The sequence below is a fragment of the Stenotrophomonas sp. WHRI 8082 genome, from assembly GCF_040223995.2.
Classification (GTDB): Bacteria; Pseudomonadota; Gammaproteobacteria; order Xanthomonadales; family Xanthomonadaceae; genus Stenotrophomonas.
Genome location: NZ_CP167826.1, coordinates 2,568,704 through 2,594,657, shown reverse-complemented (window position 1 = coordinate 2,594,657; position 25,954 = coordinate 2,568,704). Strand labels below are relative to the sequence as shown.

The following is a 25,954-nucleotide window of genomic DNA, read 5'->3' as shown; positions in this document are numbered from 1 at the left end:
TCATTCCTTTGCCTCTGCTGGAATCGCGATGAACACCGAACTGCCCGCCACCCTGGTTGCCGAAATGTCCCTGCTGCTCGGCGCCGACGGCTGGCGTACCGACACGGCCGCGCTGGATGCGAACGCGCAGGACAATTCCTGGCGTCGCCAGTTGCCCTTGGCGGTCGTGCTGCCGTCCACCCCAGAGCAGGTGCAGGCCATCGTCAGGGCCTGCCGCGCGCATCGGGTGGCAGTGGTGGCGCGCGGTGCGGGCACCGGCACAACCGGTGCCGCCGTCCCGCTGCAGGGCAGCATCGTGCTGTCGTTCGCGCGCATGGCGCAGATCCTGGCGGTGCGCCCTGGCGACCGCTGCGCCATCGTGCAGCCGGGCGTGCTCAACGGCGATCTGCAGCACGCACTGGCACCCCACGGACTGTTCTGGGCACCGGACCCGTCCAGCGCGGACATCTGCAGTATCGGCGGCAACCTGGCCTGCAACGCGGGCGGACCGCGCGCGGTGAAGTACGGCAGCAGCCGCGACAACGTGCTGGGCGTCGTCGCGGTGACCGGCACCGGCGATCTCATCCGCTGCGGCGGTGCCTACACCAAGGACGCTACGGGCTACGACCTGACCCATCTGCTGATCGGCAGCGAGGGCACGCTGGCCTTGATCGTGGAAGCGACACTGAAACTCACGCCACTGCCGGTGGCGCAGGCCGGGTTGCGCGTGCTGTACCGCGATGCCGAAGCGGCAGCGCAGGCGGTGTCGCGGGTGATGGCACAACCGGTCACGCCCACGCGCCTGGAGTTCATGGATGCGCGCAGCCTGCAGTTGTTGCGCGGCAATGGCGCGGACGTGCCCGAGGCCGGCGCCATGCTGCTGATCGAGGCGGACGGCGACCATGACACCCTCCCCTATCTGCTGCAGGCCCTGGCCAGCGCGGCCGAAGGCGATGGCATGCTGTCGCTGGACGTTGCGATGGAAGGTGCCGCGCGCGAAAAGCTGTGGGCTGCACGCAAGGCGCTGTCACCTGCGTTGCGCAGCATCGCACCGGGCAAGATCAACGAGGACGTGGTGGTGCCCGTGTCACGCATCCCGGCCCTGGTCGCCGGCGTGCAGGCCTTGGCACGCGAGTTCGACCTGACCATCGTGACGTTCGGCCATGCGGGCAATGGCAACCTGCACGTCAACATCCTGTATCACCCGGACGACGCCGGCGAAAACGCCCGTGCGCACGCGGCCCTGCCGCGTATCTTCGCCTTGACCCTGGGATTGGAGGGCACGCTGTCCGGCGAACACGGGATTGGCTTGGCGAAGCGTGACTTCATGACGCAGGCCTTCACCGCGGAAACCTTGAGCGCGATGCACGCGATCAAGGCCGCATTGGATCCGGACGGCATACTGAATCCCGGCAAGGTGTTGCCGTCTCCCCAATGAATGGTTCGACGGCAAGCAGGGAATCATTCGTAGGTGGCAGTCACGGTAATATCCGCTTTGACATCGCCCGTGGTGAAGTCTGCGTTGTCAACGTGGTGATAGCCCACTTTGAACGGGTGACTTGCCGTGTCAGTCGCGACGTTCAAGGTACGCGCACCGTTGGGCTTCACAAGGGCGTCGAACTTTTCACCATCCTTGAGAACCAGTGAGATACCGGCCGCGGCCATACCACCAGCCTGATTCTTCCAGTAGTCCGTACCCTCTGCGGCACCGGTGAAAGTCAGCTGCGCCTTGGTGACACCGACGCAACCACCGAACTTCAACGCGCCCTCGACCATGCCCTGGTCGCCGCCTACAACCTGGTCGGCCTTAAGGGGAGCCAGGGTCACTGGACTGATGGTGAGCTTGCACGTGCCCGGAAGGATCGTGCCCGTGACGGTAAGTGTGGCTGTATCAGCCCGTGCAGGCACGGGATTGGCGATTATCGCGGCCAGCACGGACAGACAAGCAGTCCACTTGATGGAAGTACGTGAGTAAATCATAGGTATCTCTTCGGGTTGGTTTGAACGATCGGGATGGAACAGGCGGTGGTGATTGAAGGCGTTCACCGCGTCGCCGTATCAGGCAGCTGCGGAACACAGGTGCCTTGGCTCCAGGACAGGCCATAGACATCTGCAGCCTGGGGAAGCTGGTACTCAAGGCGGCAGCGCCGTGCCCCTTGCGCATCGACTATCAGGGCACCGCTTTCAGCAGCGCCCTGTAGTCGGATGACACTGCCTTGGCCGACGACCCCAATCGAGCGGCCGCTCTCGTCCTGCACCGATGCGGCGAATGGCAGTGGCTGACCTTGGGCATCAACTGCATCGATGAAGAGGGTTCGCTGCCTGCGGACCTGGAACGGCACACGCACGATGCTGCCGGCCGTCGGGGCGACACGCTGCGAAGTCTGCAGCAGCTGCACATCCAGCGGCAGACCGGCAGGATCCAGCTCTATCTGGTTCCACCGATAGGGGCTGGCTGAGGGCATCACCGCATAACCGTTGCGCCCAATCCGCAGCTCATGACCGCTGCGAACGTGTGCACCTGTGGCACCCACTGCCTGAACCAGGACGACGGTATCGCCCAGACTCTGGCCAAACGTCAGGCCATCGGCATGCAACACGATGCTGCCCGCAGCCGATACCTGCCACGTCTCGCGGCGGCCTTCCCGACCATATCCCGCCGAAAGGGCACCTTGGCCGCCCTGATAGCTCGCATGGGCATCCAGTAACCGGGACGATCCGAGACTGCCCGCAGAAGCGTCGTAGTTCAGCTCGTTACGCGCCCCGGATGCGCCTGACAGGCGTATCTGGGAACGCGCATTCGCGCCGGGACTGAAATGTCCGGACACGTGATGTCTGCTCGCCGGACTCCCCAGCGGCATGCTGATGAAAAACGAACACCGCGTGTCCACCTCGCCTTCGCCATGGTGGTAGCGCAGCGCGGTGAGCGAGTAGTTCACGCTTCCGATGCGCCCGCTGAAGCCCGCCTGCAGATCGGTACGGGCGGCCTCCCGTCCATAGCTGACGAACAGTGAGCTGTGATCTGCAAGGCGTTGCGACAGGTTCACCTGAAGCCGCTGCAATGCCGCCTCATGCGGTTCCGGTGCAGGCCGCGCGGTGGACGGCGACAGCGGGCCCGGCCAGAGATCGATCAGGCCACGCGAGGCCGCCCCACTGGAATGCCACGCGGTCACGCCCACGCCCGTCCCGGGACCGGGAAACAGGCGCTGGTAGTTGACCCGGTAGCTTTGCCCCCGTTCTACGCCACCACGACGCCGGACGTGTGTATCCCGGGCGTCCAGGCCGATAGCGCCCAGCGCGGTGTTGAACGCGGTGCCAATCAGAAACGTCTTCTGCCGGGATGAGAGCTGGACTCCAGACAACATCGTCAACCGGTTATCCAGGCCCCGGCCGAAGGTGGCCTCGATGAATTCCGTAGGCAGAGTGCCGATGCTGGAATGGGGATCGAGCCGTCCCGCAACGACGCTGAATTCCTGTACGCCAGGACGCAATGCCTGTGGAACCGCCGAAAATGGCACGCGGAAGCTATGGGTCTGCCCGCCCGCCTCGGTGACACTGACATCAAGATCACCGGCACCGCCTCCCGCAACCAGATCCTCAATGATGAAAGGGCCAGGGGGCACCACCAACTCACGGATCAACCTGCCGTTCTGACGGATACTGACCGTGGCAGTGCCTTGCGCTACGCCTTTGACCACGGGGGCATAGCCCTCCAGCGAATCTGCCAGCATCCTTCTGTCACTGGCGACCCGGATACCCGTGTACGCAACGCTGTCGAAGAGGTACCCGGGCGTGAACTCCTGCCCGACCTGGAGGCGAGTGCCGCTGTTTGGCAGGTCGCGCTGCAGCGACGTCCGGCCGTCCCGCCAGCGTGAACCGCCGGCCGCATGGGTGAACCAGCCATCGTGGCGCAAGCGCCACGCCCCTATGTTGAAGCCCATTCGCGTGCCTATGGACAGCACGGACTCTCTTTGCACCCCCCTGTGCTGTAGTTGGTAATCGATGAAGCCCGCCGTGATGCCCTGCTCCCGCGATGCCAGGGGAACATGGCCGCCAGGCAACGATGCCATGGCCGCCTGAGGAATGCTGATGACCAGCCGCAGTTCGGCTTCGTCGTACTGTACGGAGGCGCCATCGATCCACCGGGGAAGATCCACACACTGCACATCTTCGGGCAGATCCTGCAGGAACTTCGCTTTCACCCCCATCCCGTGGACCAGCGCTGCGCTCACGCAGGGCATGGCCGCGCTGTCTGGAGAATCCGCAACAAAGGTGACGCTTTCCTGGCGCAGTAACTGGCCATTGACCATCACATCCAGCACATAGATCCCGGGTTTGACGGAACCGCTTTCGAAATGGCCCAGAGCATCCGCTGCATCGCCGACCAGAAATCCGGGGCTGAAACGCGGAGATGCGGCCGTTGCCGCCGCCATGCAGAACGCATTTGACGATAGATAAGCAGCAGCCACGATGTGACGCCAGTGAGGTCTGCCCTTTGGCAGTAAATGGGAAATTGAAACCATATCGCGCATGACGTCCGCAGGAAGAAGGCGAAGGTGTACGCACCATGGCGCCAATGAACGCTTCGACGAGGCGACATGGTGCGTGACGGCGAATCCTTCATACATGGGGAAATCTGCACAAAATCAGCGGCATTACCTATCGCTGATTACATCTACATAGGCAGCCGCCTGCCCCACTACGACTGGGAAATTTTCAATCCACCATCACGAACATCGTGTGGCATTCAATAAAGTCTTCCTATGTAAATACACATATCTCCTGATACTCGGCACAGACGGGCATAAATGAAACTGGCATTTCGTGATCGCCCCTTCCCCGCAGGACACCCTGAAGCCGATGAAAATCCGAGCGTCTCTCACGCTGCCAGCCCTGCTATGCACGGGGCTCGCCTTTCCGTGCGCGGCAACACCTCTTGAGATCACCGGCGAAGTGACCGCAAGCACCTGCCTCGTCAACGACTCCAACGGCCTCATCCACATCAATCTCGGGCGCACCTCACTCTCCAGAATCAACTCCCTCACCCGGCGCGACGACACGGCGTTCGCCATAACGGTCAGTTGCCCGGGTTCGACAGGCGCGCAGCAGATCGGTCTGCAGCTGACTGGCCCTGCCGACCCGGTGACGGGGGCCATCGCGCTGGATGGCCCTTCATCGGCGACCCGGATAGGGGTCGCCATCCTCACCGGCCAGGGTGAAAAACTGCGCATGGACGAGCAGCCGATCACTCTGGTGAACGTGCCCGCCGGCGGTCAGCGGCGGCTGGATTTCATCGCCGCGCTCGTCCCTCTAGGGAGTGGCGCCACCGCAGGCTCGGTGCACGCTCGCGCTGAGCTCACGCTGATCTATCGCTGAAAAGCATCCCTTTCCCTGTTTCTGGAGGCTCTCTCCATGCACTACCTCTCCCGCGCCGCGTTGGCAGCCCCTCTGTTGATGCTGGCAACTGCTGCGCCTCCCGCATCGGCCGCGGTCACCATCGAGGGCACCCGCATCGTCGTTGACGGCAGTCTTCATCGCGATACCACGGTAAGAATCAGCAACGATGGCAACGCGCCCGCAATGACCCAGGCCTGGATCGACACCGGCGACAGCAGGGCCGCTCCTGAACGGTTGAAAGTGCCTTTCCGCATCACGCCCGCAGGGCCTCGTGTGATACAGCCCAGCGCGTCGCACATGTTTCGCATCACTTACGCACCACGCCCCTCCGAAGCACTGCCGACAGATCGCGAATCGGTGCTTTACTTCAATCTCCTGGATATTCCTCCCGAACAGGAAGACACCGCCGAGCAGAACCTCTTGCGGTTCGCTGTCCGCTCGCGCATCAAGCTGTTCTACCGGCCCCCAGGCCTGCCGGGCACCGCTGCCGCCGCTGCGGCTTCCCTGCGCTGGCAGATTCAGAACGAGGGAGGCACCCGCTGGCTTACCGCTACCAACCCGGGGCCTTTCCACGTGACAGTGACAAAGATCTCCGTGAACGACACCACTGAGCTAGAGGCCAGCATGATTCCACCGCACGGCCAGCACCGCTCGGTGCTCCCCCCCGGATCGGCGGCATCGGATCGGGTGAGCTTCTCCTGGCTGGACGACTACGGCGCGCAGCGGGATCAACAATCTCCAGTACAGGTGCAGCGCGTACCCGCTGAAGATTCACGGTAACGAAAGCCCCCTCCGCCGCCCCCACCACTACACGACTACGCCTATGTCCCGCCTCGAAACAGCGCCGAAAACCCGATTTTTTCTGGCCCTGGCGTCCTTCAGCATGTTGGCCTCCACGAGCGCGCTCGCCTGCAGCGTGCACGGCGCCGACACCTTCGACAGTTCCATCACAGTCCAGAACGAACTTGCCCGCGATGTTGCACTGACCGGGTGGGAGGGCCTCGTGGGACCGGGACCAGAGGTGAGCCCCTGCCCGCGCACCGACCTGGGATTGATTACGGTTACGAAGATGAGACAGCTGTCTTTCGTCCGTTACATCGAGGTGGATGGTCAGCGATACCCGGCCTACGGCTGGAATTCTGCAAGTCCACTGATCATATTCCGAGCCCACAAGAGCGCCGCCCCATCCCCGAATACCCCCACGCCGCTTACGGCCAATGACACCAACCGTTACACCGCTAGAACCAGCGAGATCAGTGTCGGTGGCGGCGAACATGTAAGGATCAGGATGCACTACAGACTGTTCTCGCGCGGCGGCCCAATGAACGGGGTCGAGTCCAACATACTCAAGGCGTATACCTATCTGCAGGGACATATCAATGACGGGAACATCGAACACACACTATCACTCGCGATATCCATACCTCGATTGACCTGTCGCCTGGACAATGTCACGGTCGCGCTGCCAGACGTGCGTGCCAGCGAACTTCCCGTCGTTCACAGCGACGCCGGGACCAGACAATTCCAGGTGATGATGGACTGCCCGTCGGACCGCGTTCCCGTCCAGCTGACCCTGAATGATGCGGCTGCCGCCACCAATACCGGTAGCGAGCTGACGCCAGGCGCAGGATCTACTTCCAAGGGCGTCGCCGTGCAATTGCTTCGTGACGGCAAGCCGGTGACCTTCGGTCAAACGTGGAAACATTCGAACGTTCGTGCGGGTGCCAACGCCATACCCTTTGCCGCTCGTTATCTGCGGACCGGAGATGACCTGTCAGCGGGTACCTTGGAGGGAAAGGCGATACTGAGAGCCGACTATCAGTGATCGCGTGCGTCGCCGGTCGGCCCGCCTATGAGAAATGTTCGTACCCACGCGGACCCGAGTAACCCGCGCAGTGCATGCCTGTCCCGGCGGATACCGCACCAATGAGGGTCAGGGTGGGTGACACCACCCGGGAAAGGCTGCCGAGGGTGGTTCGTAGCGAGCGCGGTGCCGTAAAGCAAAGCTCATAGTCGTCGCCACCGTGCAAGGCGCAGCGCAGCGCGCCGTCATCTCCCAAGGCACCACGCAAGGGCACAGACACCGGGATTTGTGCAGCATCCACCCTCACCGCTACGTCGCTGCTGACCGCAATATGCCCGAGGTCGGCCAGCAGACCGTCGGAAACATCCACGGCAGCACTCGCTAACCCCCGAAGCGCCAGTCCCAGCGCTATCCGCGGCGTCGGCCGCAACAGACGCTGGCGCAGGAACTCGATGGTCGGATCGGTTGCGATACGGGTGACATCGAGCTCGCCGCGTTTCCATAGCTGCAACGCACCCGCCGCGTCGCCCAGTGTGCCGCTGACCCAGATATCATCGCCAACCTGCGCACCATCGCGGCGCAGTGCTTGGCTGTGCGGCACCTGACCGAACGCGGTGACCGAGAGCGACAGCGGGCCGCGCGTGGTATCCCCACCGATCAGGCGCCAATCGTGCGCGTCCGCCAGCGCGAAAAAGCCGTCGGCGAACGCGTCGATCCACTCCGCTTCCGCGCTTGGCAGCGACAACGCCAACGTGCCCCAAGCCGGTGTGGCACCCATGGCGGCCAGATCGGAAAGATTGACCGCCAGCGTCTTCCAACCGATATCGGCCGGCCGCGTTTCGGCGGGAAAGTGCACGCCACTGTTGAGCGTATCGGCGGTTACCGCCAGCCAGTGACCCGCCAGCGGCTGCAGCAGCGCCGCATCGTCGCCGATGCCGAGCACGATGTCATCGCGCCCCTTGCTGCGGGCGCGGATACGTTCGATCAGGGCGAATTCGGCGAGTGACATGGTGCTCCGAGGGTGCGGGCCCATGACCGGCTGAGCTGGCGAGCCGCGCTGAAGGGTTGCCGCCGAGCGTTGCTCGGCGCTACCACATCGGTCAGTGACCGCTTTCGGTCTTGCGCCACTCGATCGCGGCGCGATCCAGCACACCGTTGACGAAGGTGTGGCCGTGTTCGGAACCGAAGCGCTTGGCCGACTCGATGGCTTCGTTGATCACCACGCGATACGGAATGTCGGCGCGGAAACGCAGCTCGTACGCCGACAGGCGCAGTACCGCGCGTTCGATCGCATCCACTTCCTCGACACTTCTATCCAGGAACAGGGACAACGCCTCATCCAGATCCCGACGGTTGTCCAGCACGCCATGCACCAGCGCCTCGAAGTAGGCCAGATCGGCCACCTCGCGCGCCTGTTCGTGGGCGAACTGGGCGACCAACGACTGGCCGTTGCCGCCTGAAATCTGCCACGCATAGATGGCCTGTACCGCACGGCGGCGCGCGCGCGAGCGCAGTACCGGATCCACGCCATCACGGCGAACGGGTCTGCCGGACGGCCTGCCCTGGGTGGTCTTGTTCATGGCAGTTGCTCCAGAAGATTGATCATTTCCAATGCCGCCAAGGCGGCTTCCTCGCCCTTGTTGCCGTGGCTGCCACCGGCACGCGCTTCGGCATCCTCGGCACGCTCCACCGCCAGCACGCCATTGAGCACCGGCACGCCGAAATCCAGCTGCACGCGCATCAAGCCTTCAGCACAACGGTCGGCCACGTGTTCGTAATGACGCGTGTCACCGCGGATCACACAGCCCAGGGTCAGGATGGCCGCGTGCTGATGTGCAGCGGCCAGACGTGCGGCGACCAAGGGGATTTCCCAGGCGCCCGGAACGCGGATCACATCCACTTCGCTTTCTGCGACGCCGTTGCCGGCCAATGCCTGACGGGCACCGGTGACCAGCGCATCGGTGATGCGGGCATTCCAGCGGCTGGCCACGATGGCGAAGCGCGCCGATCCGGGAGAGCGAAGATCGCCTTCGAAATGGCTCATGGGGAGTTGGGGGACCTGAGTGGGGGGTAAGTTTACCGTGTACGGGCTGCCGCCGTGCGTGGCGGCAGCCGCGGGTTACCTCAACAGCCGACGGTTTCCACTACCTCCAGCCCATAACCCGCCAGACCGATCTGCCGGCGCGGCGTGCCCAGCACCCGCAGCTTGCCCAACCCGAGGTCGGACAGGATCTGCGCGCCAGCGCCGTTACGCCGCCACTGGCTTACATCTTTGTCCTTGCCCGGCGTGACCGGCTGCGGCTGCTGGCGCAGGCGATACAGCAGCGTCTCGCTGTCACGCGGGGCCGACAGCACCACCATCACCCCGCTGTCGGCAGCCGCGATCGCGCGCAGCGCGTCGGTGGCGGCGACACCGAAATCATCGCGTCGCCAGTGCAGCAGGTCGGCCAGGGGGTTTTCCACCTGCACCCGCACCAGCGTCGGCGTCTGCGCGTCGGGGGTGCCCCGTACGAGCGCGAAATGCAGGTCGTGGGCGATCCGGTCGCGGTACGTCACCAGCGTGAAGCCGCCGAACTCGGTCTCGATCTCACGCTCATCAACGCGCTCTACCGTCTTCTCCGTCGCCAGGCGATAGGCGATCAGGTCGGCGATGGAGCCCATCTTCAAGCCATGTTCGCGGGCGAAGACTTCCAGTTCAGGGCGACGCGCCATGCTGCCATCGGGGTTGAGGATTTCCACCAACACGCCGGCCGGCTCCAGCCCTGCCAGCATCGCCAGGTCCACGCCCGCTTCGGTATGTCCGGCGCGGGTGAGCACGCCGCCGGGCTGGGCAATCAACGGGAAGATATGGCCCGGCTGATGCAGGTCCGATGCTTTGGCATCGGGCTTCACCGCCGTGCGGATGGTGTGCGCACGGTCATAGGCGGAGATACCGGTGGTAACGCCCTCCGCCGCCTCGATGCTGACGGTGAAATTGGTCTGGAACTGGGCGGTGTTCGCCTGCACCATCGGCGCCAGGCCCAGATCAGCGGCACGCTCACGGGTGAGCGGCAGGCACACCAGGCCACGTCCATGGGTGACCATGAAATTGATGTCGCTTGGCTTGACCAGCTCAGCGGCCATGATCAGGTCGCCTTCGTTTTCGCGGTCTTCGTCATCCACGATGACCACCATGCGGCCCAGACGGATGTCTTCCAGGATCGCGGGAATGGGGGCGAAGTTCATGCGCGTGCTCCTTTACCCAGCAGACGCTCGACATAGCGCGCGACCAGGTCGATTTCCAGGTTGACCGCGCTGCCGACGGTGCTGGCGGCGAAGGCGGTGTGCGAAACGGTGTGCGGGATCAACGCGACCTCGAAGCCCTCGTCATCCACCTCGTTCACCGTCAGACTCACGCCGTCGACGCAGATCGATCCCTTCTTGGCGATATACCGCCGCAGCGCTTTCGGTGCGGCAAAGCGCCAGCGCTGGGCGCGCGCATCGTCATGGATCGACAGCACCTGCCCCAGCCCGTCAACGTGGCCGCTGACCAGATGCCCGCCGAGGCGATCGGTCGGACGCATCGCGCGCTCCAGATTGATGACCGCCCCTTCCGCCAGGCTGCCCAGCGTCGTCAGCCCAAGGGTTTCAGTCGACGCATCGGCCTGGAAGGTCTGCGCATCGAATGCGATGACCGTCAGGCAGACCCCGTTGATGGCGATGCTCTCGCCCAGCTGCACGCTGTCGAAGGGCAGGCTGCCGACGTTGAAAGTGAAGCGGACATCGCCGCCGAGGGTTTCGCGCGCGGCCAGACGGCCGACGCCTTCAATGATTCCAGTAAACAAGAACGTTCTCCGCGGGTAGTGAGCGAAAAACGCCGCAAGGCAAACAGGTACGCACGGAGCATCACGCCCCGTGGCACCGTCTTCTTTCATCCGGACTATCACCGTCGGCTCCGGCATCGAACCGGATCTGCTGACCTCCCGCCCAAGGTGGACCGGAGCGCTCGCGGGCTCATGCCCGAAGGCACCTACCGCCGGTGGGGAATCGCACCCCGCCCTGAAGACGTTTGTATACCGGCGAACCGGCGCACGCATTCTAACAGGCCTGCCTGAAGGCTCGCTTTTTGTAAAAGATTCATTAAAATGCCGCCGAGCGCGACAACGACGTCGCCCCGGGTAGCTGTACCGGCTGCCTGCAATGGAACGCTGACTCAAGGATTCACACGCATGCGCAAGATGCTGCTGGCCGCCTCCCTGCTCGCCCTGTCGCCGTTGTCGGCCCTCGCCGCCGAGGGCCTGAGCTACACCTACGCCGAAGCCGGCTGGACCCAGTTCAAGGTTAACGACGACCTGCTGGACGATCCCAAGGTGGACGGTGGCTACGTCCGCGGCTCCTTTGCCATTGCACCGCAGGTCTATCTGTTCGGTGCCTGGTCGCAGGTATCCAAGTCCTATGGCTTCACCGGCGGCAGCATCAAGCTGGAGCTGGACCAGCCGGAACTGGGCATCGGCTACAACATGGGCATGAGCGACCGCGTCGACTTCACCGCGGACATCGCGTGGGTCCGCCAGAACGCCAAGGTGACGCTGAAGCAGACCGGCTTCGCCACCGTCAGCGACAAGGACCACACCAATGCAGCCCGCGGCATGTTCGGTGTGCGCGGCAAGCCGTCGGCACGCACCGAAGCGTGGCTGAAGGGTGGCTACATGGATGGCAGCGACATGGACGGCACCTGGGTCGGCAACGTCGGCGGCCAGATCAACCTCACCCCGATGTGGGGCGTGGTGGGTGAAGTGCAGGTCATCGAAGACGTGACCCAGTACTCGGCCGGTATCCGCGCCAGCTTCTGATCCGCGCGATCAACAGGCGTTTCTGACGGCTTCCTTCGGGAAGCCGTTTTTGTTTCTGCCGCGCGCGCAGGACCTGCGTTGCGTGTGCTGTGGTGCCTCAGCCCGCGGGGCGCAACCGCAGCCGCAGATCGGTGCCCACCTGGCATTGATCGATCAGCTGCAGGCGGTGCTGCTGTTGCATGGCGTGCACGCCAAGGCCTGCAAACAACGGCAGGCCATGCTCGCCAAGCAGGGTCGGCGCCTGGTACAGCAGCAATTCGTCCACCCAGCCGCCTGCCATCAAGGCACCTGACAGGGTCGCGCCGGCTTCCGTATGCAGTTCGTTGATGCCACGCGCGCCGAGCAGCGCCAGCACCGCCGCCAGGTCCAGGCGGCCGCCGACGCACGGCACGCTGGCAAACTGCGCATCGGCCGCATCGGGTGCGCTGATGGCGGGGTCATGCAGGTACAGCGTCGGCGCCGGGCCTTCGCGCACGCGCGCGCATTCCAGCGAGCGGAGTTGCGCATCCAGCACCACGCGCAACGGCGGCAGCACCTCGGTGTCGGCCAGACGCACCGTCAGCTGCGGGTCGTCGGCGAGCACCGTGGAGGCGCCTGTCAGGATCGCGCCAGCCCGTGCACGCCAATGCTGCACGTCTTCACGTGCGGCAGCGCCGGTTATCCATTTGGACGTGCCGTCCGCCATCGCCGTGCGACCATCCAGGCTGGCCGCAAGTTTGACCCGCACCCACGGCCGGCCGCGTTCCACACGCGACAGGAAGCCACGGTTCAATTCACGTGACTGCGCGGCCATCAGCCCCTCGCTGACCTCGATGCCCGCCGCACGCAGCAGGTCGAATCCACCGCCATCGACCTGCGGGAAGGGGTCACGCATGGCCGCCACGACACGCGTAACGCCGGACTCGATCAGCGCGAGCGCACAAGGTGGCGTGCGGCCATAGTGGGCGCAGGGTTCCAAGGTGACGTAGGCCGTGGCGCCGCGTGCCTGTTCGCCCGCTTCGCGCAGGGCGAATACCTCGGCATGCGGTCCGCCAGCGCGCTGGTGCCAGCCCTGCCCGACCACCCGCTCGCCATGGGCGATCACGCAGCCCACCATCGGGTTGGGTCGTGCGGTGTAGGCCGCGCGCTCCGCCAACCGCAAGGCGGTCGCCATGTGCAGATGATCGAGGGCGGAAAACCCGGTCATGCAGCGCCGGTCCCGCTCAGCTCTTCTTTTTCTTGGTCAGGGCGATCACATCGCCCAGCAACTGCAACTGCTCGGTGCTGGCGGGCAGTTCACGCTCCAGCTTTTCGATTTCCTCGCGGAAATCAGCCACATCGCCGAAGCTGCGATACACCGACGCGAAACGGACATAGCCGACATGGTCCAGCTTGCGCAGCTCGTTCATCACGAACTCGCCGACGCGGATGGAGGGCACTTCACGCTCGCCGCAGATCCGCAGCTGGTGCACCACCGCACGTACCGCTGATTCGATCTTTTCTTCCGGCACCGGTCGCTTCTGCAGCGCGCGGTCAAAGCCGGCGCGGACCTTGCGCGCCTCGAATGCCTCGCGGCTGCCGTCACCCTTGATGATGGTCGGCAGCTTGAGCTCGATGGTTTCCAGGGTGCTGAAGCGCTCGTTGCAGGCCTCGCACTCACGCCGGCGGCGGATCGTCGCACCGTCTTCAGAGACGCGCGAATCAATCACCCGGGTATCGGCATGTTGGCAGAACGGACAATGCATGGAGCGCCTTGCGTAGTGGAAACGTCATGCCGTGGTCATGGCAGCGTCGCCACGGTACTGGAGATGGCCATGCGCGGCAAACCGCGAGGCCCTGCAACGCCGGGATTGGCGCGGCAGGGCATGCTGTCACCGATGCACGGGCTCAGCCGTAGACCGGGTACCTGCGGCACTGCGCACTCACCTCATCGCGCACCCGCGCGATCACCGCATCGTCGGCCGGTGCGTCGAGCACGTCGGCGATCCAGTTGGCCAGGTCGACGCAATCCTGTTCGACGTATCCCCGGGTGGTCACCGCCGGCGTCCCCAGGCGCAGGCCCGAGGTCACGAACGGTGAGCGCGGATCGTTCGGCACCGAGTTCTTGTTCACCGTGATGTGCGCCTTGCCCAGCGCCGCCTCGGCGTCCTTGCCGGACACCTCTTTGCCGATCATGTCCACCAGCATCAGGTGGTTCCGGGTACCGCCGGACACGATCTTGTAGCCACGGGCGATCAGCGTATCGGCCATCGCCTGGGCGTTCTTCACCACCTGCTGCTGATAGGTGGTGAACGAGGGCTCAAGCGCTTCCTTGAACGCGACGGCCTTGGCCGCGATCACGTGCATCAGCGGGCCCCCCTGAATGCCCGGGAAGACGATCGACTGCAGCTTCTTGACCAGTTCCTCGCTGGCACCCTTGGCGATGATGATGCCGCCACGCGGCCCACGCAGCGTCTTGTGGGTGGTGGAGGTGACCACATGCGCGTGCGCCAGCGGGCTGGGATAGACGCCCGCCGCGACCAGACCGGCCACATGGGCCATATCCACGAAGAGGTAGGCGCCCACCTTGTCGGCGATGGCGCGGAAACGCGCCCAGTCCACGATCTGCGAATAGGCCGAGAACCCGGCGACCACCATCTTCGGCTTGTGTTCGACGGCCAGTCGCTCGACTTCGTCGTAATCGATCAGGCCCTGATCATTCACACCGTACTGCACCGCATTGAACAGCTTGCCGGAGGCATTCACCTTGGCACCGTGGGTCAGGTGACCGCCGTGGGCCAGGCTCATGCCCAGGATGGTGTCGCCCGGCTGCAGCAGCGCGAAGTAGACCGCCTGGTTGGCCTGCGAGCCGCTGTGCGGCTGCACGTTGGCGTAATCCGCGCCGTACAGCTGCTTCAGGCGGTCGATGGCCAGCTGTTCGGCGATGTCCACATACTCGCAGCCACCGTAGTAGCGCTTGCCCGGATACCCTTCGGCGTACTTGTTGGTCAGCTGGCTGCCTTGGGCTTCCATCACCAGGGGGCTGGCGTAGTTCTCGCTGGCGATCAGCTCGACGTGATCTTCCTGGCGCTGGGCCTCGTCGGCGATGGCCTTGGCCAACTCGGGATCGTAGCTTTCGATTCGGGCGTCGCGCGGGAACATCGGTTTCTCCGGGGGCAGGCAGGAAAGGAACGGCAAGACCGCAATTGTAGTCCGTGCGCTGCGGGTCTCAAAACGGACCACGGATGCGCACGACGCCGTTCCTGATCCAGGGTCATCGCGGAATGCGCGTCTCAAGCGTGGCGAGGCGTTGGAGCCGCAGCGCGAGCCTGCTCGTGCCCGCCCACTCGTCGCATGGCGCTGTACGCAGAACGGCGCCCCCTAGAGGCGCCGTACTGCAGGCTGCAGCCCTCAGCCCGTCAGGCCATCAGCTCAGCGGTTGTTGATCACGAAGTCCGCCAGGATCCCCGTTGCGATGGCGACCAGCAGCAGGTTGCCGCGGTCATCGCGCACCCAGTGGTGTCCACGCGGCGGGCGACGTACGTGGTAGCTGTTGTAGTCATTCACCACGTAGATCGGGCCACGGTAGTAATCCCGATACCGGTGGCCGACCTGCCAACCGTAACCCGGACCGTGCCCATAAGCGGGGCGGTACGCAGGGCCGTAAGCGGGGCGGTATGCCGGGCGATACACCACGCGCGGCGGGGGCGCCGGACGGTAGTAACCCGCGTGACGTCGATCATCCCGCCACTCACGGCGATCATGGCGATCATGGCGACGATCATCGCGCCAGTCCCGGCGCGTTTCACGGCGGTCGTTGCGGTGGTCACGGCGGTCATCGCGACGATCGTCCCGCCATTCACGGCGATCGCGATCATGGCCGCGGTGGCGGTCATTGTCGGCGAACGCGGGCGCGACAGCCCCCAAGGCCAGCAGGGAGGCCACGGCACCGGCCACAAGTCGATTGATGCGCATGCGTGGACTCCTACCTGTTGGGTGATGTTTCCCATAATGCGCATCGCATATGAACCGTTTCCCGCTGGAAACGGTTCCCCTTTATCGCGACCCATGCCTGTTCAGCTATGGGCCAGAGACGTCACTACGGCAGCGCTTTCCAGCGCCCCATCAACTGCACCGGATTGCCTTCCCCGGCGACCGTGATGGAGTACAGGCCGGGCGCAAGCCCGTCCAGATTGCATTGCCGCCACGCATCGCCCTGGTCGTCGCAGATCAACGGCGGGAACCCGGTGCCTACGGGCCCATACACTTTGAGCGCCACTTCCGCATCGCCTCCCCAAGTGAACACCTGCATGTTCGATGGCTTGGCCAGTCGCACGCGGCGCGCCGCCTCGTACGTCGTTCCACCGGCGAGCTGAGAAAACACACCCGTCGCCTGCCCCTGCTTCAGGTCCGCTGCCGGTCCGGGCAGGGTCAGGTTGATCCGCATGTCCTGCGCTCCTCCCAGCAGCCGAAGCTGCAGCACGCGCGCACCGGCCGAGCCCGACAGGTCGACATAGCCGCCAACGGTGTCCAGGCCGTCAAGTTCGAACCTGCGCAGCACTACGCCGTCGACCCATGCAAATTCGATGCCCCCCGACAGCTTCATACCCGCATCAGCGGACGATATTCCAAAGCCGATCCCTTTATCGGTGGACGCCACCGCGACGTTGAATACACGCTGCGTTCCGGCGGGTACGGTGAGATCGCTGACCGACAGCGGCGACGGCAGCAAGGGCGCAACATCGGCAGCCATCGCCGATGAGGGCACGGCAGGAGCAAGCAGAAGGCACAGCAGGGCAGGCAACAATGAGCGGTTCATCAACGCGTCTCCGATTGAGTGGTGCGTGACCATCGTGGTCCGCCCGCCCATCCCGGACCATCCGCCCGCGCCCCGCGCACCTGTGGGGAAAACGTGCCGCAACCCGTCTGTGACCCGCACCTGTCCCACCTTGGGCCCCCGCACGGCCGCCATGGCAGTGAAACCGGCGATCAGCGATAATGACCAGTCAAATATTCCGTTTTCCGCCGGCCCTGCCTCTCGGCCCGGTGGATCGACCCTTTGGGAGACTCCATGTCCTCGCAATACATCTACACCATGAACCGCGTGTCCAAGGTGGTCCCGCCCAAGCGGCAGATCATCAAGGACATCTCGCTGTCGTTCTTCCCGGGCGCGAAGATCGGCCTGCTGGGCCTGAACGGTTCCGGCAAGTCCACCGTGCTGAAGATCATGGCCGGCGTGGACACCGATTTCGAGGGCGAAGCGCGTCCGCAGGCCGGCATCAAGGTCGGCTACCTGGCGCAGGAACCCGAGCTGGATCCGACCAAGACCGTGCGTGAAGCGGTTGAAGAAGGCGTCGGCGAAGTACTGCAGGCCCAGGCCCAGCTCGATGCGGTCTACCTGGCTTATGCCGAGGAGGGCGCTGATTTCGACAAACTGGCCAAGGAACAGGAGCGCCTGGAGGCGATCCTGGCCGCTGGTGACGCGCATACCCTGGAAAACCAGCTGGACGTGGCGGCCGATGCCCTGCGCCTGCCACCGTGGGAAGCCATCGTGGGCAAGCTCTCCGGTGGTGAGAAGCGCCGCGTTGCGTTGTGCCGCCTGCTGCTGCAGAAGCCGGACATGCTGCTGCTCGATGAGCCGACCAACCATCTCGACGCCGAGTCGGTGGAATGGCTGGAGCAGTTCCTGGCGCGCTACACCGGCACCGTCGTGGCGGTCACCCATGACCGCTACTTCCTCGACAACGCCGCCGAGTGGATCCTGGAACTGGATCGTGGCCGCGGCATTCCGTGGAAGGGCAACTACACCGACTGGCTGACCCAGAAGGATGAGCGCCTGAAGCAGGAAGACAACCAGGAAAAGTCCCGCCAGAAAGCCATCCAGAAGGAGCTGGAGTGGTCGCGCCAGAACGCCAAGGGTGGCCGCACCAAGGGCAAGGCCCGTCTGGCCCGCCTGGAAGAGCTGCAGTCGGTTGATTACCAGAAGCGCAACGAGACCAACGAGCTGTTCATCCCGCCGGGTGAGCGCCTGGGCAATGCGGTGATGGAGTTCAAGAACGTCTCCAAGAAGTTCGGCGACCGCCTGCTGTTCGACAACCTGAACTTCCTGGTGCCCGGTGGCGCCATCGTCGGCATCATCGGCCCCAACGGCGCCGGCAAGTCGACCCTGTTCAAGATGATCACCGGCCAGGAAAAGCCCGACACCGGCGAGATCGTAGTCGGCCCGACGGTGCAGCTGTCCTACGTGGACCAGAGCCGCGATGCGCTGGAAGGCAACCACAACGTCTTCCAGGAAATCGCCGGCGGGTTGGACATCCTGAACATCAATGGCGTGGAGATCCAGTCGCGCGCCTACATCGGCCGCTTCAACTTCAAGGGCCAGGATCAGCAGAAGCTGGTCGGTTCGCTGTCCGGTGGTGAGCGTGGCCGCCTGCACATGGCCAAGACCCTGCTGCAGGGTGGCAATGTGCTGCTGCTCGATGAACCGTCCAACGATCTGGATATCGAAACCCTGCGTTCGCTGGAAGATGCGCTGCTGGAGTTCCCGGGCAACACCTTCGTCATTTCGCATGACCGCTGGTTCCTGGATCGCATCGCGACCCACATCCTGGCGTTCGAAGGTGATTCGCACGTGGAGTTCTTCCAGGGCAACTACCGCGAGTACGAAGCCGACAAGCGCCGCCGCATGGGCGACGATGCCGCACCCAAGCGCCTGCGTTTCAAGGCGCTGAAGTAAGAAGCCCCGAGGACGGCCGCCCAGTGCGGCCGTCCTCTTTTTTGTACTGTCGACGTGTCGTTTCCGTCCCGATCCTGCGAGATCCACCATGCGCCTGCTTGAGCGCCTGTTCCAACTGCAGCAGCACGGCACCACCGTGCGCACCGAACTGCTGGCTGGCCTGACGACCTTCCTGACGATGTCCTACATCGTCTTCGTCAATCCGGACATCCTCTCCACCACGGGCATGGATGCGGGCGCGGTGTTCGTCGCGACCTGCCTGGCCGCAGCACTCGGCTCGCTGGTGATGGCACTGGCCGCGAACTTCCCCGTCGGCATGGCGCCGGGCATGGGCCTGAACGCTTTCTTCGCCTTCACCGTGGTCGGTGCCTCTGGCCTGCCCTGGCAGCAGGCACTCGCGGCGGTGTTCATTTCCGGGCTCGTGTTCCTGGTGCTGTCACTTACCGGCGTGCGCGCGTGGCTGGTATCCGGCATTCCGTCGTCCCTGCGTTCGGCCATCGTGGCCGGCATCGGGTTGTTCCTGGCCATCATCGCACTGCAGAAATCCGGCGTGATCATCGGCAACGAAGACACGCTGGTCGCACTGGGCCCGCTCAACACGGCACCGCCGCTGCTGGCGCTGGCCGGGTTCCTGTTGATCGCCATCCTGGAAGCGCGCCGGGTGCGTGGCGCGATCCTGATCGGCATCCTTGCGGTCACGGCAGCGGGTTGGCTGCTGGGCAACGTGCAGTACCACGGCCTGATGTCGCTGCCGCCGAGCCTGGCCCCGACCTTCCTGCAACTGGACCTGCCCGGCCTGCTGCACCACGACGGCGGCGCGCCGCTGGCGGTGCTGCTGCAGGTGGTGCTGGTGTTCGTGCTGGTGGAAGTCTTCGATGCCACCGGCACGCTGTACGGCGTTGTCGGGCGCGCGGGCCTGCTGAAGCTGCCGGGCGCGCAGAAGCGGTTCGGGCGGGCCTTGTTCGCCGACAGCACGGCGATTGTCGCGGGCTCGCTGTTGGGCACCAGCAGCACCACCGCCTTTGCCGAGAGCGCATCCGGCGTGCAGGCCGGCGGCCGCACCGGGCTGACCGCGCTGGTGGTGGCGGCGCTGTTCCTGGCGGCACTGCTGTTCTCGCCGCTGGCGGCGATGGTGCCCGGGTATGCCACCGCGCCGGCCCTGCTGTTCGTGGCCGGCTTGATGCTGCGCGAACTGGTGGAGGTGGACTGGAGTGACCTGACCGAATCGGTCCCGGCCGCGCTGTGTGCGCTGGCGATGCCGTTCACTTACTCCATCGCCAATGGCCTGGCCTTTGGCTTCATCGCCTACGCCGCGCTGAAGGCCGGCACCGGACGCTGGCGCGAAGTGCACGCCGCCGTGTGGTTGGTCGCCGGACTGTTCGTGCTGCGCTACGCGCTGGAATGAAACACGTCCCGGCCGGGAGCACGTAGCGCCGAGCCGTGCTCGGCGAGCGCAGCGGCCGCTCTGGTTATGCGCGCTGCTGACAAGTGCCGCTTCGCTCGCCGAGCGTGGCTCGGCGCTACCGGAGCCCTGGGATCCGGGGCGCGGGTCAGACGCCCGGCGGCAGTTCGAATACCTGGCGCAGGTAGGCCAGGTAGCCCGGGTCATCGCACATGCTCTTGCCCGGCGAATCACTCAACTTGGCCACCGGCTGCCCGTTGCAGCGGACCATCTTGATGACGATGTTCAGTGGTGTGGGACCGAGATCGTTGGTCAGGTGCGTTCCCACACCGAAGGCGACCTGGCAACGACCACGGAAGTAGTCGAACAGGCGCATGACCTTCTCGATATCCAGGCCATCGCTGAACACCAGGACCTTGCTGCGTGGATCCACGCGACGGTGCTGGAAATGGGCCAGCATGCGGTCGCCCCAGTCGAACGGGTCGCCGGAATCGTGGCGCACCCCGTCGAACAGCTTGCAGAAATACATGTCGAAATCGCGCAGGAAGGCATCCAGTCCGACCACGTCGGACAGCGCGATGCCCAGGTCGCCGCGATACTCGCGTGCCCACGATTCCAGCGCAGCCACCTGCGAATCGCGCAGGCGCGGACCGATGGCCTGGAACGCCTGCAGGTACTCATGCGCCATCGTGCCGTGCGGTGTCATGCCATACACGCGGGCGAAGTGCACATTGCTGGTGCCAACGAGCTGCGGGCCCAGCGCATCGCGCAGCAACGGCAACAACCGTGCATGCCAGTCACGTGAGTAGCGGCGGCGGCTGCCGTAATCGGCGATGCGGCACTGTTCGAATCCCGGCGTATCGCGCAGCAACGCGGCCTTGGCCTGCAGGCGGCGCTCGCCTTCGACGAAATCCGCGGTCGTGGTGTTGCGGAACCACACCTCGTTGATGATCGCCAGCAGCGGCACCTCGAACATGATGGTGTGCAGCCAGGGTCCGGTGATGTCCAGCTCGATCTCACCCGGTACGCTGTCCGAGGCACGCAGGGTGATGTACTTGCGATCCAGGTGGAACAGGCCAAGGAAATCGGCGAAATCAGGCTTCACGAAGCGCAGGCCGCGCATGTAATCCAGCTCGGCGCTGGTGAAGCGCAGCGTGCAGAGGTGGTCGATCTCTTCACTGATCTGATCGAGGAACTGCGCCAGGTCGATGCCCGGCGTACGGCACTTGAACCGGTACTGCACGATGGCGCCGGGATGCTGGTGCAGCACCGCCTGCATCATGGTGAATTTGTACAGGTCGGTGTCGAGCAGGGAGTGGATGATCATGCCGCCATTATGCGCCGCGTGCGGGCTTGTTGCCGCGCCTGCGGCGCGGCGGCCGCAGAGGCAACGGCAACGGCAAGGGCAAGGGCAAGGGCAAGGGCTGCAGGGCTGAAGCGTTGGTGGGGCGGGATGGGTTGGCGGGGGACGGCAAAAACTGCATCCATGCAGGCCTCGTTTCGCGCCATCCATGGCGCTCAACGCCCCCGCCAACCCACCCCGCCCCACCTTCGACAGGTCCATGGGGGCCATGGAACCTTTGCCGACCTGTGATCGGCGGATGTTGGCGCGAGGGGGGTCGATGCTTTCCGCCGACCATGGGTCGGCGCTACCGCTTTTCTCTTTTTTCATACGCGGCTGGCGGCCACGGAACCTGTCAGAGGGCCGGGCGGTGGGGCTGGGCGGGGGCGTTGAGTGCCATGGATGGCACGAAACGAGGCCCGCAGGAGCGGCTCTTGCCGTCCCCCGCCCAGCCCTACCGCCCGGCCCAAGCGCAGCTCAAGTGTGAAAGCCAGCCACGAGGGGCTACGCCGCTCGCAGCAGTCTCGGCACCTGCAGCACCGCGTGCGCCCATATCGCCCCCCACACGGCCACCCGCACCGGCACGCTGCGCTGGTGCGCTTCAAAGCGCTTGAAGTAGCGCCACAACCCGCGATGTTTGTGCCACTCCACGAAGAACGGACGCGAGCGGCTGGAGACGCCCCGCACATGCACGACCTGCAGGTCGTTGGCGATGGCCACGACCCCGCCCGCATCGCGCACGCGACGGCACAGGTCCAGGTCTTCGGCATGCAGGCGGTAGCCGGCATCCCAGCCACCGATCCGGTCGAACAAGGCGCGTGGCATCAGCATCACAGCACCGGACAGGGCCGGCACCGGTTGCATCGCCAGCGACGCGTCGCGTGCGATGGCCAGCTTCGAGCCACGCCCGGGCGACCGCAGCATCATCAGGAAATCAGGGTCGCGACGACGCACGGCTTCATCCGGTTGGCCCTGCTCGTCCACCTGCTCCACGCCAAGCAGGCAGTCACCCAGCGCGCTGCCGCGCTCACACAGCCGGGCCAGCGTATCCGGCTCGACCAGCACGTCCGGGTTGATGAAGGCCAGCCACGGGCTGCACGAATCGGCCACCCCTTGGTTGTTGGCTGCGGCAAAGCCGGGGTTGTCCGGGTTGGCGATGAAGCGCACACGGGCGTCGACGCTGGCGTGGCGCTGCAGGATCTCGACGGTATCGTCCTGCGACGCGTTGTCGATCACACGGATCTCGGCGATGCCGTGCGCGTCGCGCAGGCGCTGCACGCAGGCATCGATGGTGCTGCTGCTCTGGTAAGTGACGACGACGGCAACAATGGCCTGGTTCAAGCGGCTGACTCCGGCGGGGACGATGCGGCACCGAACAGATCGCCCTGCGCCTCGGGCATTATCGCGCGCTGGTAGCGGGCCTGCAGGTCATCACGTGCGTCGCGCAGCGGATCGTGCATCAGGAAGTCCGCCAGCCGTGGCGTCCACGCCGGCCACCGGCTCGATAACGCATCCAGATCACCGGGGTGGTTGCCACCCTCGCTCCCGCGTGCGACGAACGCGGTCTCGCACAGCACATTGCGCCAGCCCAGGCCGGCCATGCGCAGGCCCAGATCGATCAGCGCCGCACTCCAGCCACCGTAGCTGTCGGTATCCAGTCCGCCCGCACGCTGGCGTGCGCTGCCGCGCACCAGCACCGCGTGGGTCACCGCCGAGGGCAGCTCCGGATGCTGCGGCGGCATCGCCGCGCAGGCCACCGACAACGCCGCCGGGAAGGCCGGCAGCGGATTGATCTCGCCCAGCCGTGGCCAGGCCACCGTGCCGCCCGCGTTGCACCAAGGCGTGGCAGTCGCGATCGCAGCATCACGGGCGAAGCAGGCCTGCAACTGGTCCAACCACCCTGGCATCGGGACACTGTCCGGTGCCAATACCGCAACATCCATGCCCACGCACGCGCGCAGCATTTCATCCAGGTGGGCGACTTCGCCCAGCGGCCGTGCGCGCCGGGTGTACTCGGCCTGCAATGGGGTATGCGCCAACCAATGCGCGATGACCGCCTGCGCACGCGGTCCGGCCTGCGCGTCGTCGGCCAGCCAGATCGCAGTGCCCGCAGCGGTGCCCGCGTCCAGCGCGGCCAGGCAATGGTCCAGCGCCGCGTCGTCCACGCCCAACGGCAACAACACGATCGCCCCCATCCCGCCTCCGCTGGTGGATGCACGGCGGGCGGTTGCCCTGGCCGTGTGCTGCCAGCGTAGCAAGCAACACGGTCGCATGGCGACTGTCGATGACGCAGAGTGCTACTTGCCGCGCGGCGCGCTGATCGGCTCCATCGCACGGAAGCGACGGCTGTACTCATCAGTGAGAATGCGCGCTTCCTGACCATTGCGGACGATCGTCGGGGTGAGCAGCACGATCACTTCCGAGCGACGGCTGCTGCGGGTTTTCTGCCCGAACAGGGCGCCCACGACCGGGATCCGGCTGAGGCCGGGAATGCCGTTGTGGCCGTCGTTCCCGCTATCTGTGATCAGACCGGCCAGCATGATGGTGTCACCGCTCTGGATGGCCGCCTCGGTGGCCATCTTGCGGGTAGAAATGCGCGGATTGCAGTTGCTTTCCTGCGGGTTGCAGGTGCTGGGAATCAGTTCGGCGCTGCTGACTTCCTGCACGATGTCCATGAACACGGTGCCGTCGCGGGTGATCCGCGGGCGCACCTTCAAGATCACGCCGGTGTCGATGTACTGCACCTGGCCGACGGTACTGGCCCCGATCCCGGTATTGACCGTGGTGGTCACGATCGGGATACGGTCACCGACATTGAGCGTGGCCTCGGCGTTGTTACGCACGAAGATGGAGGGCGTCTGCAGCAGGCGCAGGTCGGTCACCTTGTCCAGCGCGCTGACCACTGCGGCGGCATTGCGGCCAAGGAAGGTCCAGCCCAGTCCGCTGCTGCCGGTGATCGCACCGGCATAGCTTCCCCATATGTCGCGCCCTGCGGCATTGGGCAGCGTCGCCCCGCCCACGGCACCGGTGAAGCTGGCGCCCTGCACGGCATTTTCGAAGTACCAGTTGACCCCGTAGCTGAGATCGCCGGTCAGGCTGACCTCGGCCACCTGCGCTTCGATGTGGACCTGCATGGGCATCACGTCCAGCTTTTCGATCACTTCGCGGATGGAGCGCCATGCCTGCGGCGTGGCGCGCACCAGCAAGGTGTTGGTTTCTTCCACCGCCGACACGCCGACACGGTCGGCGCCGATTTCCAGCGTCACGCTGGCGTTGCCGGCCTGTCGCTGCGGCAGGCTCATGCCGCTGTTGCCGGTGCCTCCGCTGGCGCCCGTACCGCTGCTGTCGCTTCCGAGCGAGGGGGTGTCCGTCCCGCCATCCTGGCCACGGCCACCGCCGCCGTCGATGCGCGAACTGCTGGCGCCCGGTGCCAGCGATGCACCGCTGTCGCCGCCACGGCTGCCGCTGCTGCCGAAGGTTTCCGCCAGGCGCTCGGCCAGGTCACGTGCCTTGATGTAGCGCAACTCATGCGAAAACAGCCGGGGCGCGCCGCCCGCGGTATCGATGCGGTCCAGCCACTCCTGGATCTGGTCGAGGTAGCGCACCTGCGGGGTGATCACCAACACCGCGTTGGCATTCTCCAGCGGCAGGAAACGCAGCATGCCGGCGCTGGGCGTCTTGCTGTCCTCGCCGAATATCTTTTCCAGATCCGCAGCAACCTGCTCGGCCTTGCCGGACGTGATCGGGAACACGCCCACCGACATGCCAGCCAACCAGTCGACGTCGAATATCTGCACCGTGTGCAGGTAGTTCTCCAGCTCGGCGCGCGTTCCGCCCAGCGTGATGACGTTGCGTCCACTGTCGACATTCACGATGGCATTCGGCCGCGCGTAAGGCTCAAGCACCTTCTTCATTTCCGCAGCCGAGATGAACTGCAGGGGCACCACCCGCACCTCGAACCCACGGGCGCTGGCGGCGGGCGCGGTGCTCGGCGCCACGGTTCCGGCGAGCGCCTGGTCGGCGGCAACGATGTTGTAGCGTCCGCCGCTGTACACCATGCGCGCGTTGTTCCACCCCAGCACCATCTCCAGCAGGTTCAGTGCCTGCGCGCCGGACACCGGCCTGGGCGTTGCCAGGGTGACCGTGCCCTGCACGCCGGGCGCGATGACGTAGTTCTGCCCCAGCAGGTCGCCGAGGATCGCCTTGACCACGGCGTGAAGCGATTCGCCCTCAAAGTTGAAGGTGGCATCGCCGCTGCTGGCCTGTCCCAACGCCGGCGACGCTGACGACGCGGCACTGCGGTTGATCATCGTGCCGGTGCCCCGCCGGATGACGGCCTTCGGCGCACCCTGCACGTCATCGCCATCGGCGTCAGTGGCAGGTACGGCCACGCCGGTGTCGAACCGGGCATTGCGCTGCACGTCCGGGATCGGCGCTGTCGTGCAGCCGACCAGCAAGGCCAGGGCGAAAGAGCAGGAAAGGAAACGCAGGTTCATGCTTGCAC

Annotated in this window: 23 protein-coding genes and 1 riboswitch; of the genes, 7 read left to right on the top strand and 16 right to left on the bottom strand. The window is 65.2% G+C overall.

The features are described 5' to 3' along the window. Window positions 1–28 precede the first annotated feature (28 nt). Window positions 29–1,417: an FAD-linked oxidase C-terminal domain-containing protein gene (locus ABRP17_RS11310; protein ID WP_349985048.1), complete on the top strand. Its 1,389-nt coding sequence runs from the start codon at window positions 29–31 to the stop codon at window positions 1,415–1,417. 23 nt (window positions 1,418–1,440) lie between these two features. On the opposite strand, the gene ABRP17_RS11305 is transcribed toward ABRP17_RS11310, so the two are convergent. Together ABRP17_RS11305 and ABRP17_RS11300 are read right to left on the bottom strand one after the other, a co-directional pair. Beyond that, window positions 1,441–2,025, bottom strand: coding sequence for a fimbrial protein (locus tag ABRP17_RS11305; protein WP_349985047.1), 585 nt, complete (start codon window positions 2,023–2,025; stop codon window positions 1,441–1,443). Beyond that, the gene (locus tag ABRP17_RS11300) at window positions 2,022–4,607 is read right to left on the bottom strand and encodes a fimbria/pilus outer membrane usher protein (RefSeq protein ID WP_349985046.1); all 2,586 of its coding nucleotides are present in this window, start codon (window positions 4,605–4,607) and stop codon (window positions 2,022–2,024) included. Before ABRP17_RS11300 ends, ABRP17_RS11305 begins: the two co-directional genes overlap by 4 nt. A gap of 196 nt (window positions 4,608–4,803) precedes the next feature. Here ABRP17_RS11300 and ABRP17_RS11295 point away from each other — a divergent pair, with 196 nt between their 5' ends. Genes ABRP17_RS11295 through ABRP17_RS11285 form a run of 3 tightly spaced genes read left to right on the top strand, consistent with a single transcriptional unit; the run spans window position 4,804 to window position 7,201 of the window. Further along, complete coding sequence (locus ABRP17_RS11295) at window positions 4,804–5,355, top strand: fimbrial protein (protein WP_349985045.1); 552 nt, start codon at window positions 4,804–4,806, stop codon at window positions 5,353–5,355. 36 nt (window positions 5,356–5,391) lie between these two features. After that, window positions 5,392–6,156 (top strand): fimbria/pilus periplasmic chaperone, encoded by a 765-nt coding sequence (locus ABRP17_RS11290; RefSeq protein WP_349985044.1) that lies wholly within the window; start codon window positions 5,392–5,394, stop codon window positions 6,154–6,156. Between the two features lie 43 nt (window positions 6,157–6,199). Continuing rightward, window positions 6,200–7,201 (top strand): fimbrial protein, encoded by a 1,002-nt coding sequence (locus ABRP17_RS11285; protein ID WP_349985043.1) that lies wholly within the window; start codon window positions 6,200–6,202, stop codon window positions 7,199–7,201. 25 nt (window positions 7,202–7,226) lie between these two features. On the opposite strand, the gene thiL is transcribed toward ABRP17_RS11285, so the two are convergent. The 5 genes from thiL to ABRP17_RS11260 all read right to left on the bottom strand — a co-directional run bounded on the left by thiL (window position 7,227) and on the right by ABRP17_RS11260 (window position 11,004). Then, the gene (gene thiL / locus ABRP17_RS11280; protein WP_349985042.1) at window positions 7,227–8,189 is read right to left on the bottom strand and encodes a thiamine-phosphate kinase; all 963 of its coding nucleotides are present in this window, start codon (window positions 8,187–8,189) and stop codon (window positions 7,227–7,229) included. Window positions 8,190–8,280: 91 nt separating this feature from the next. Then, window positions 8,281–8,760, bottom strand: coding sequence for a transcription antitermination factor NusB (nusB, locus tag ABRP17_RS11275; protein ID WP_188326059.1), 480 nt, complete (start codon window positions 8,758–8,760; stop codon window positions 8,281–8,283). Continuing rightward, a complete protein-coding gene (ribH, locus tag ABRP17_RS11270) occupies window positions 8,757–9,224 on the bottom strand; it encodes a 6,7-dimethyl-8-ribityllumazine synthase (protein ID WP_188326058.1) in 468 nt (155 codons plus the stop codon). Before ribH ends, nusB begins: the two co-directional genes overlap by 4 nt. Before the next feature lie 80 nt (window positions 9,225–9,304). Then, window positions 9,305–10,405, bottom strand: a complete 1,101-nt coding sequence (ribB, locus tag ABRP17_RS11265) for a 3,4-dihydroxy-2-butanone-4-phosphate synthase (RefSeq protein ID WP_349985041.1) — start codon at window positions 10,403–10,405, stop codon at window positions 9,305–9,307. Beyond that, the gene (locus ABRP17_RS11260; RefSeq protein WP_349985040.1) at window positions 10,402–11,004 is read right to left on the bottom strand and encodes a riboflavin synthase; all 603 of its coding nucleotides are present in this window, start codon (window positions 11,002–11,004) and stop codon (window positions 10,402–10,404) included. The genes ribB and ABRP17_RS11260 overlap by 4 nt, the downstream gene beginning before the upstream one ends. 74 nt (window positions 11,005–11,078) lie before the next feature. Beyond that, a riboswitch (FMN riboswitch) is annotated at window positions 11,079–11,230 on the bottom strand. A gap of 158 nt (window positions 11,231–11,388) precedes the next feature. Between ABRP17_RS11260 and ABRP17_RS11255 the strand changes: the two genes are divergently transcribed. Next, the gene (locus ABRP17_RS11255; protein ID WP_349985039.1) at window positions 11,389–12,012 is read left to right on the top strand and encodes a hypothetical protein; all 624 of its coding nucleotides are present in this window, start codon (window positions 11,389–11,391) and stop codon (window positions 12,010–12,012) included. A 97-nt stretch (window positions 12,013–12,109) separates the two neighbouring features. Here the strand turns inward: ABRP17_RS11255 and ribD are convergent, their stop codons facing one another. From ribD to ABRP17_RS11230, 5 genes are all read right to left on the bottom strand, one after another. Next, complete coding sequence (gene ribD / locus ABRP17_RS11250; protein ID WP_349985038.1) at window positions 12,110–13,198, bottom strand: bifunctional diaminohydroxyphosphoribosylaminopyrimidine deaminase/5-amino-6-(5-phosphoribosylamino)uracil reductase RibD; 1,089 nt, start codon at window positions 13,196–13,198, stop codon at window positions 12,110–12,112. A gap of 16 nt (window positions 13,199–13,214) precedes the next feature. Further along, window positions 13,215–13,736: a transcriptional regulator NrdR gene (gene nrdR / locus ABRP17_RS11245; RefSeq protein WP_188326053.1), complete on the bottom strand. Its 522-nt coding sequence runs from the start codon at window positions 13,734–13,736 to the stop codon at window positions 13,215–13,217. Between the two features lie 142 nt (window positions 13,737–13,878). Then, window positions 13,879–15,132 carry a serine hydroxymethyltransferase gene (gene glyA / locus ABRP17_RS11240; RefSeq protein WP_349985037.1) on the bottom strand — a complete coding sequence of 418 codons (1,254 nt, stop codon included), beginning with the start codon at window positions 15,130–15,132 and terminating at the stop codon, window positions 13,879–13,881. Window positions 15,133–15,402: 270 nt separating this feature from the next. Beyond that, window positions 15,403–15,945 (bottom strand): RcnB family protein, encoded by a 543-nt coding sequence (locus ABRP17_RS11235; RefSeq protein WP_192094151.1) that lies wholly within the window; start codon window positions 15,943–15,945, stop codon window positions 15,403–15,405. Between the two features lie 124 nt (window positions 15,946–16,069). Further along, on the bottom strand, window positions 16,070–16,789 hold the full coding sequence (locus ABRP17_RS11230; protein WP_349985036.1) for a hypothetical protein: 720 nt from the start codon (window positions 16,787–16,789) through the stop codon (window positions 16,070–16,072). Between the two features lie 252 nt (window positions 16,790–17,041). Between ABRP17_RS11230 and ettA the strand changes: the two genes are divergently transcribed. Beyond that, window positions 17,042–18,706 (top strand): energy-dependent translational throttle protein EttA, encoded by a 1,665-nt coding sequence (gene ettA / locus ABRP17_RS11225; RefSeq protein WP_188326049.1) that lies wholly within the window; start codon window positions 17,042–17,044, stop codon window positions 18,704–18,706. An 88-nt stretch (window positions 18,707–18,794) separates the two neighbouring features. Continuing rightward, window positions 18,795–20,111: an NCS2 family permease gene (locus tag ABRP17_RS11220; protein ID WP_188326048.1), complete on the top strand. Its 1,317-nt coding sequence runs from the start codon at window positions 18,795–18,797 to the stop codon at window positions 20,109–20,111. 145 nt (window positions 20,112–20,256) lie between these two features. Here the strand turns inward: ABRP17_RS11220 and pncB are convergent, their stop codons facing one another. From pncB to gspD, 4 genes are all read right to left on the bottom strand, one after another. Then, the gene (gene pncB, locus ABRP17_RS11215) at window positions 20,257–21,435 is read right to left on the bottom strand and encodes a nicotinate phosphoribosyltransferase (RefSeq protein ID WP_188326047.1); all 1,179 of its coding nucleotides are present in this window, start codon (window positions 21,433–21,435) and stop codon (window positions 20,257–20,259) included. 519 nt (window positions 21,436–21,954) lie between these two features. After that, a complete protein-coding gene (locus ABRP17_RS11210; RefSeq protein WP_192081168.1) occupies window positions 21,955–22,791 on the bottom strand; it encodes a glycosyltransferase family 2 protein in 837 nt (278 codons plus the stop codon). After that, window positions 22,788–23,645, bottom strand: coding sequence for a glycosyltransferase (locus tag ABRP17_RS11205; protein ID WP_349985035.1), 858 nt, complete (start codon window positions 23,643–23,645; stop codon window positions 22,788–22,790). Before ABRP17_RS11205 ends, ABRP17_RS11210 begins: the two co-directional genes overlap by 4 nt. Window positions 23,646–23,747: 102 nt before the next feature. Further along, complete coding sequence (gspD, locus tag ABRP17_RS11200) at window positions 23,748–25,946, bottom strand: type II secretion system secretin GspD (RefSeq protein WP_188326044.1); 2,199 nt, start codon at window positions 25,944–25,946, stop codon at window positions 23,748–23,750. Between the last annotated feature and the right edge of the window lie 8 nt (window positions 25,947–25,954).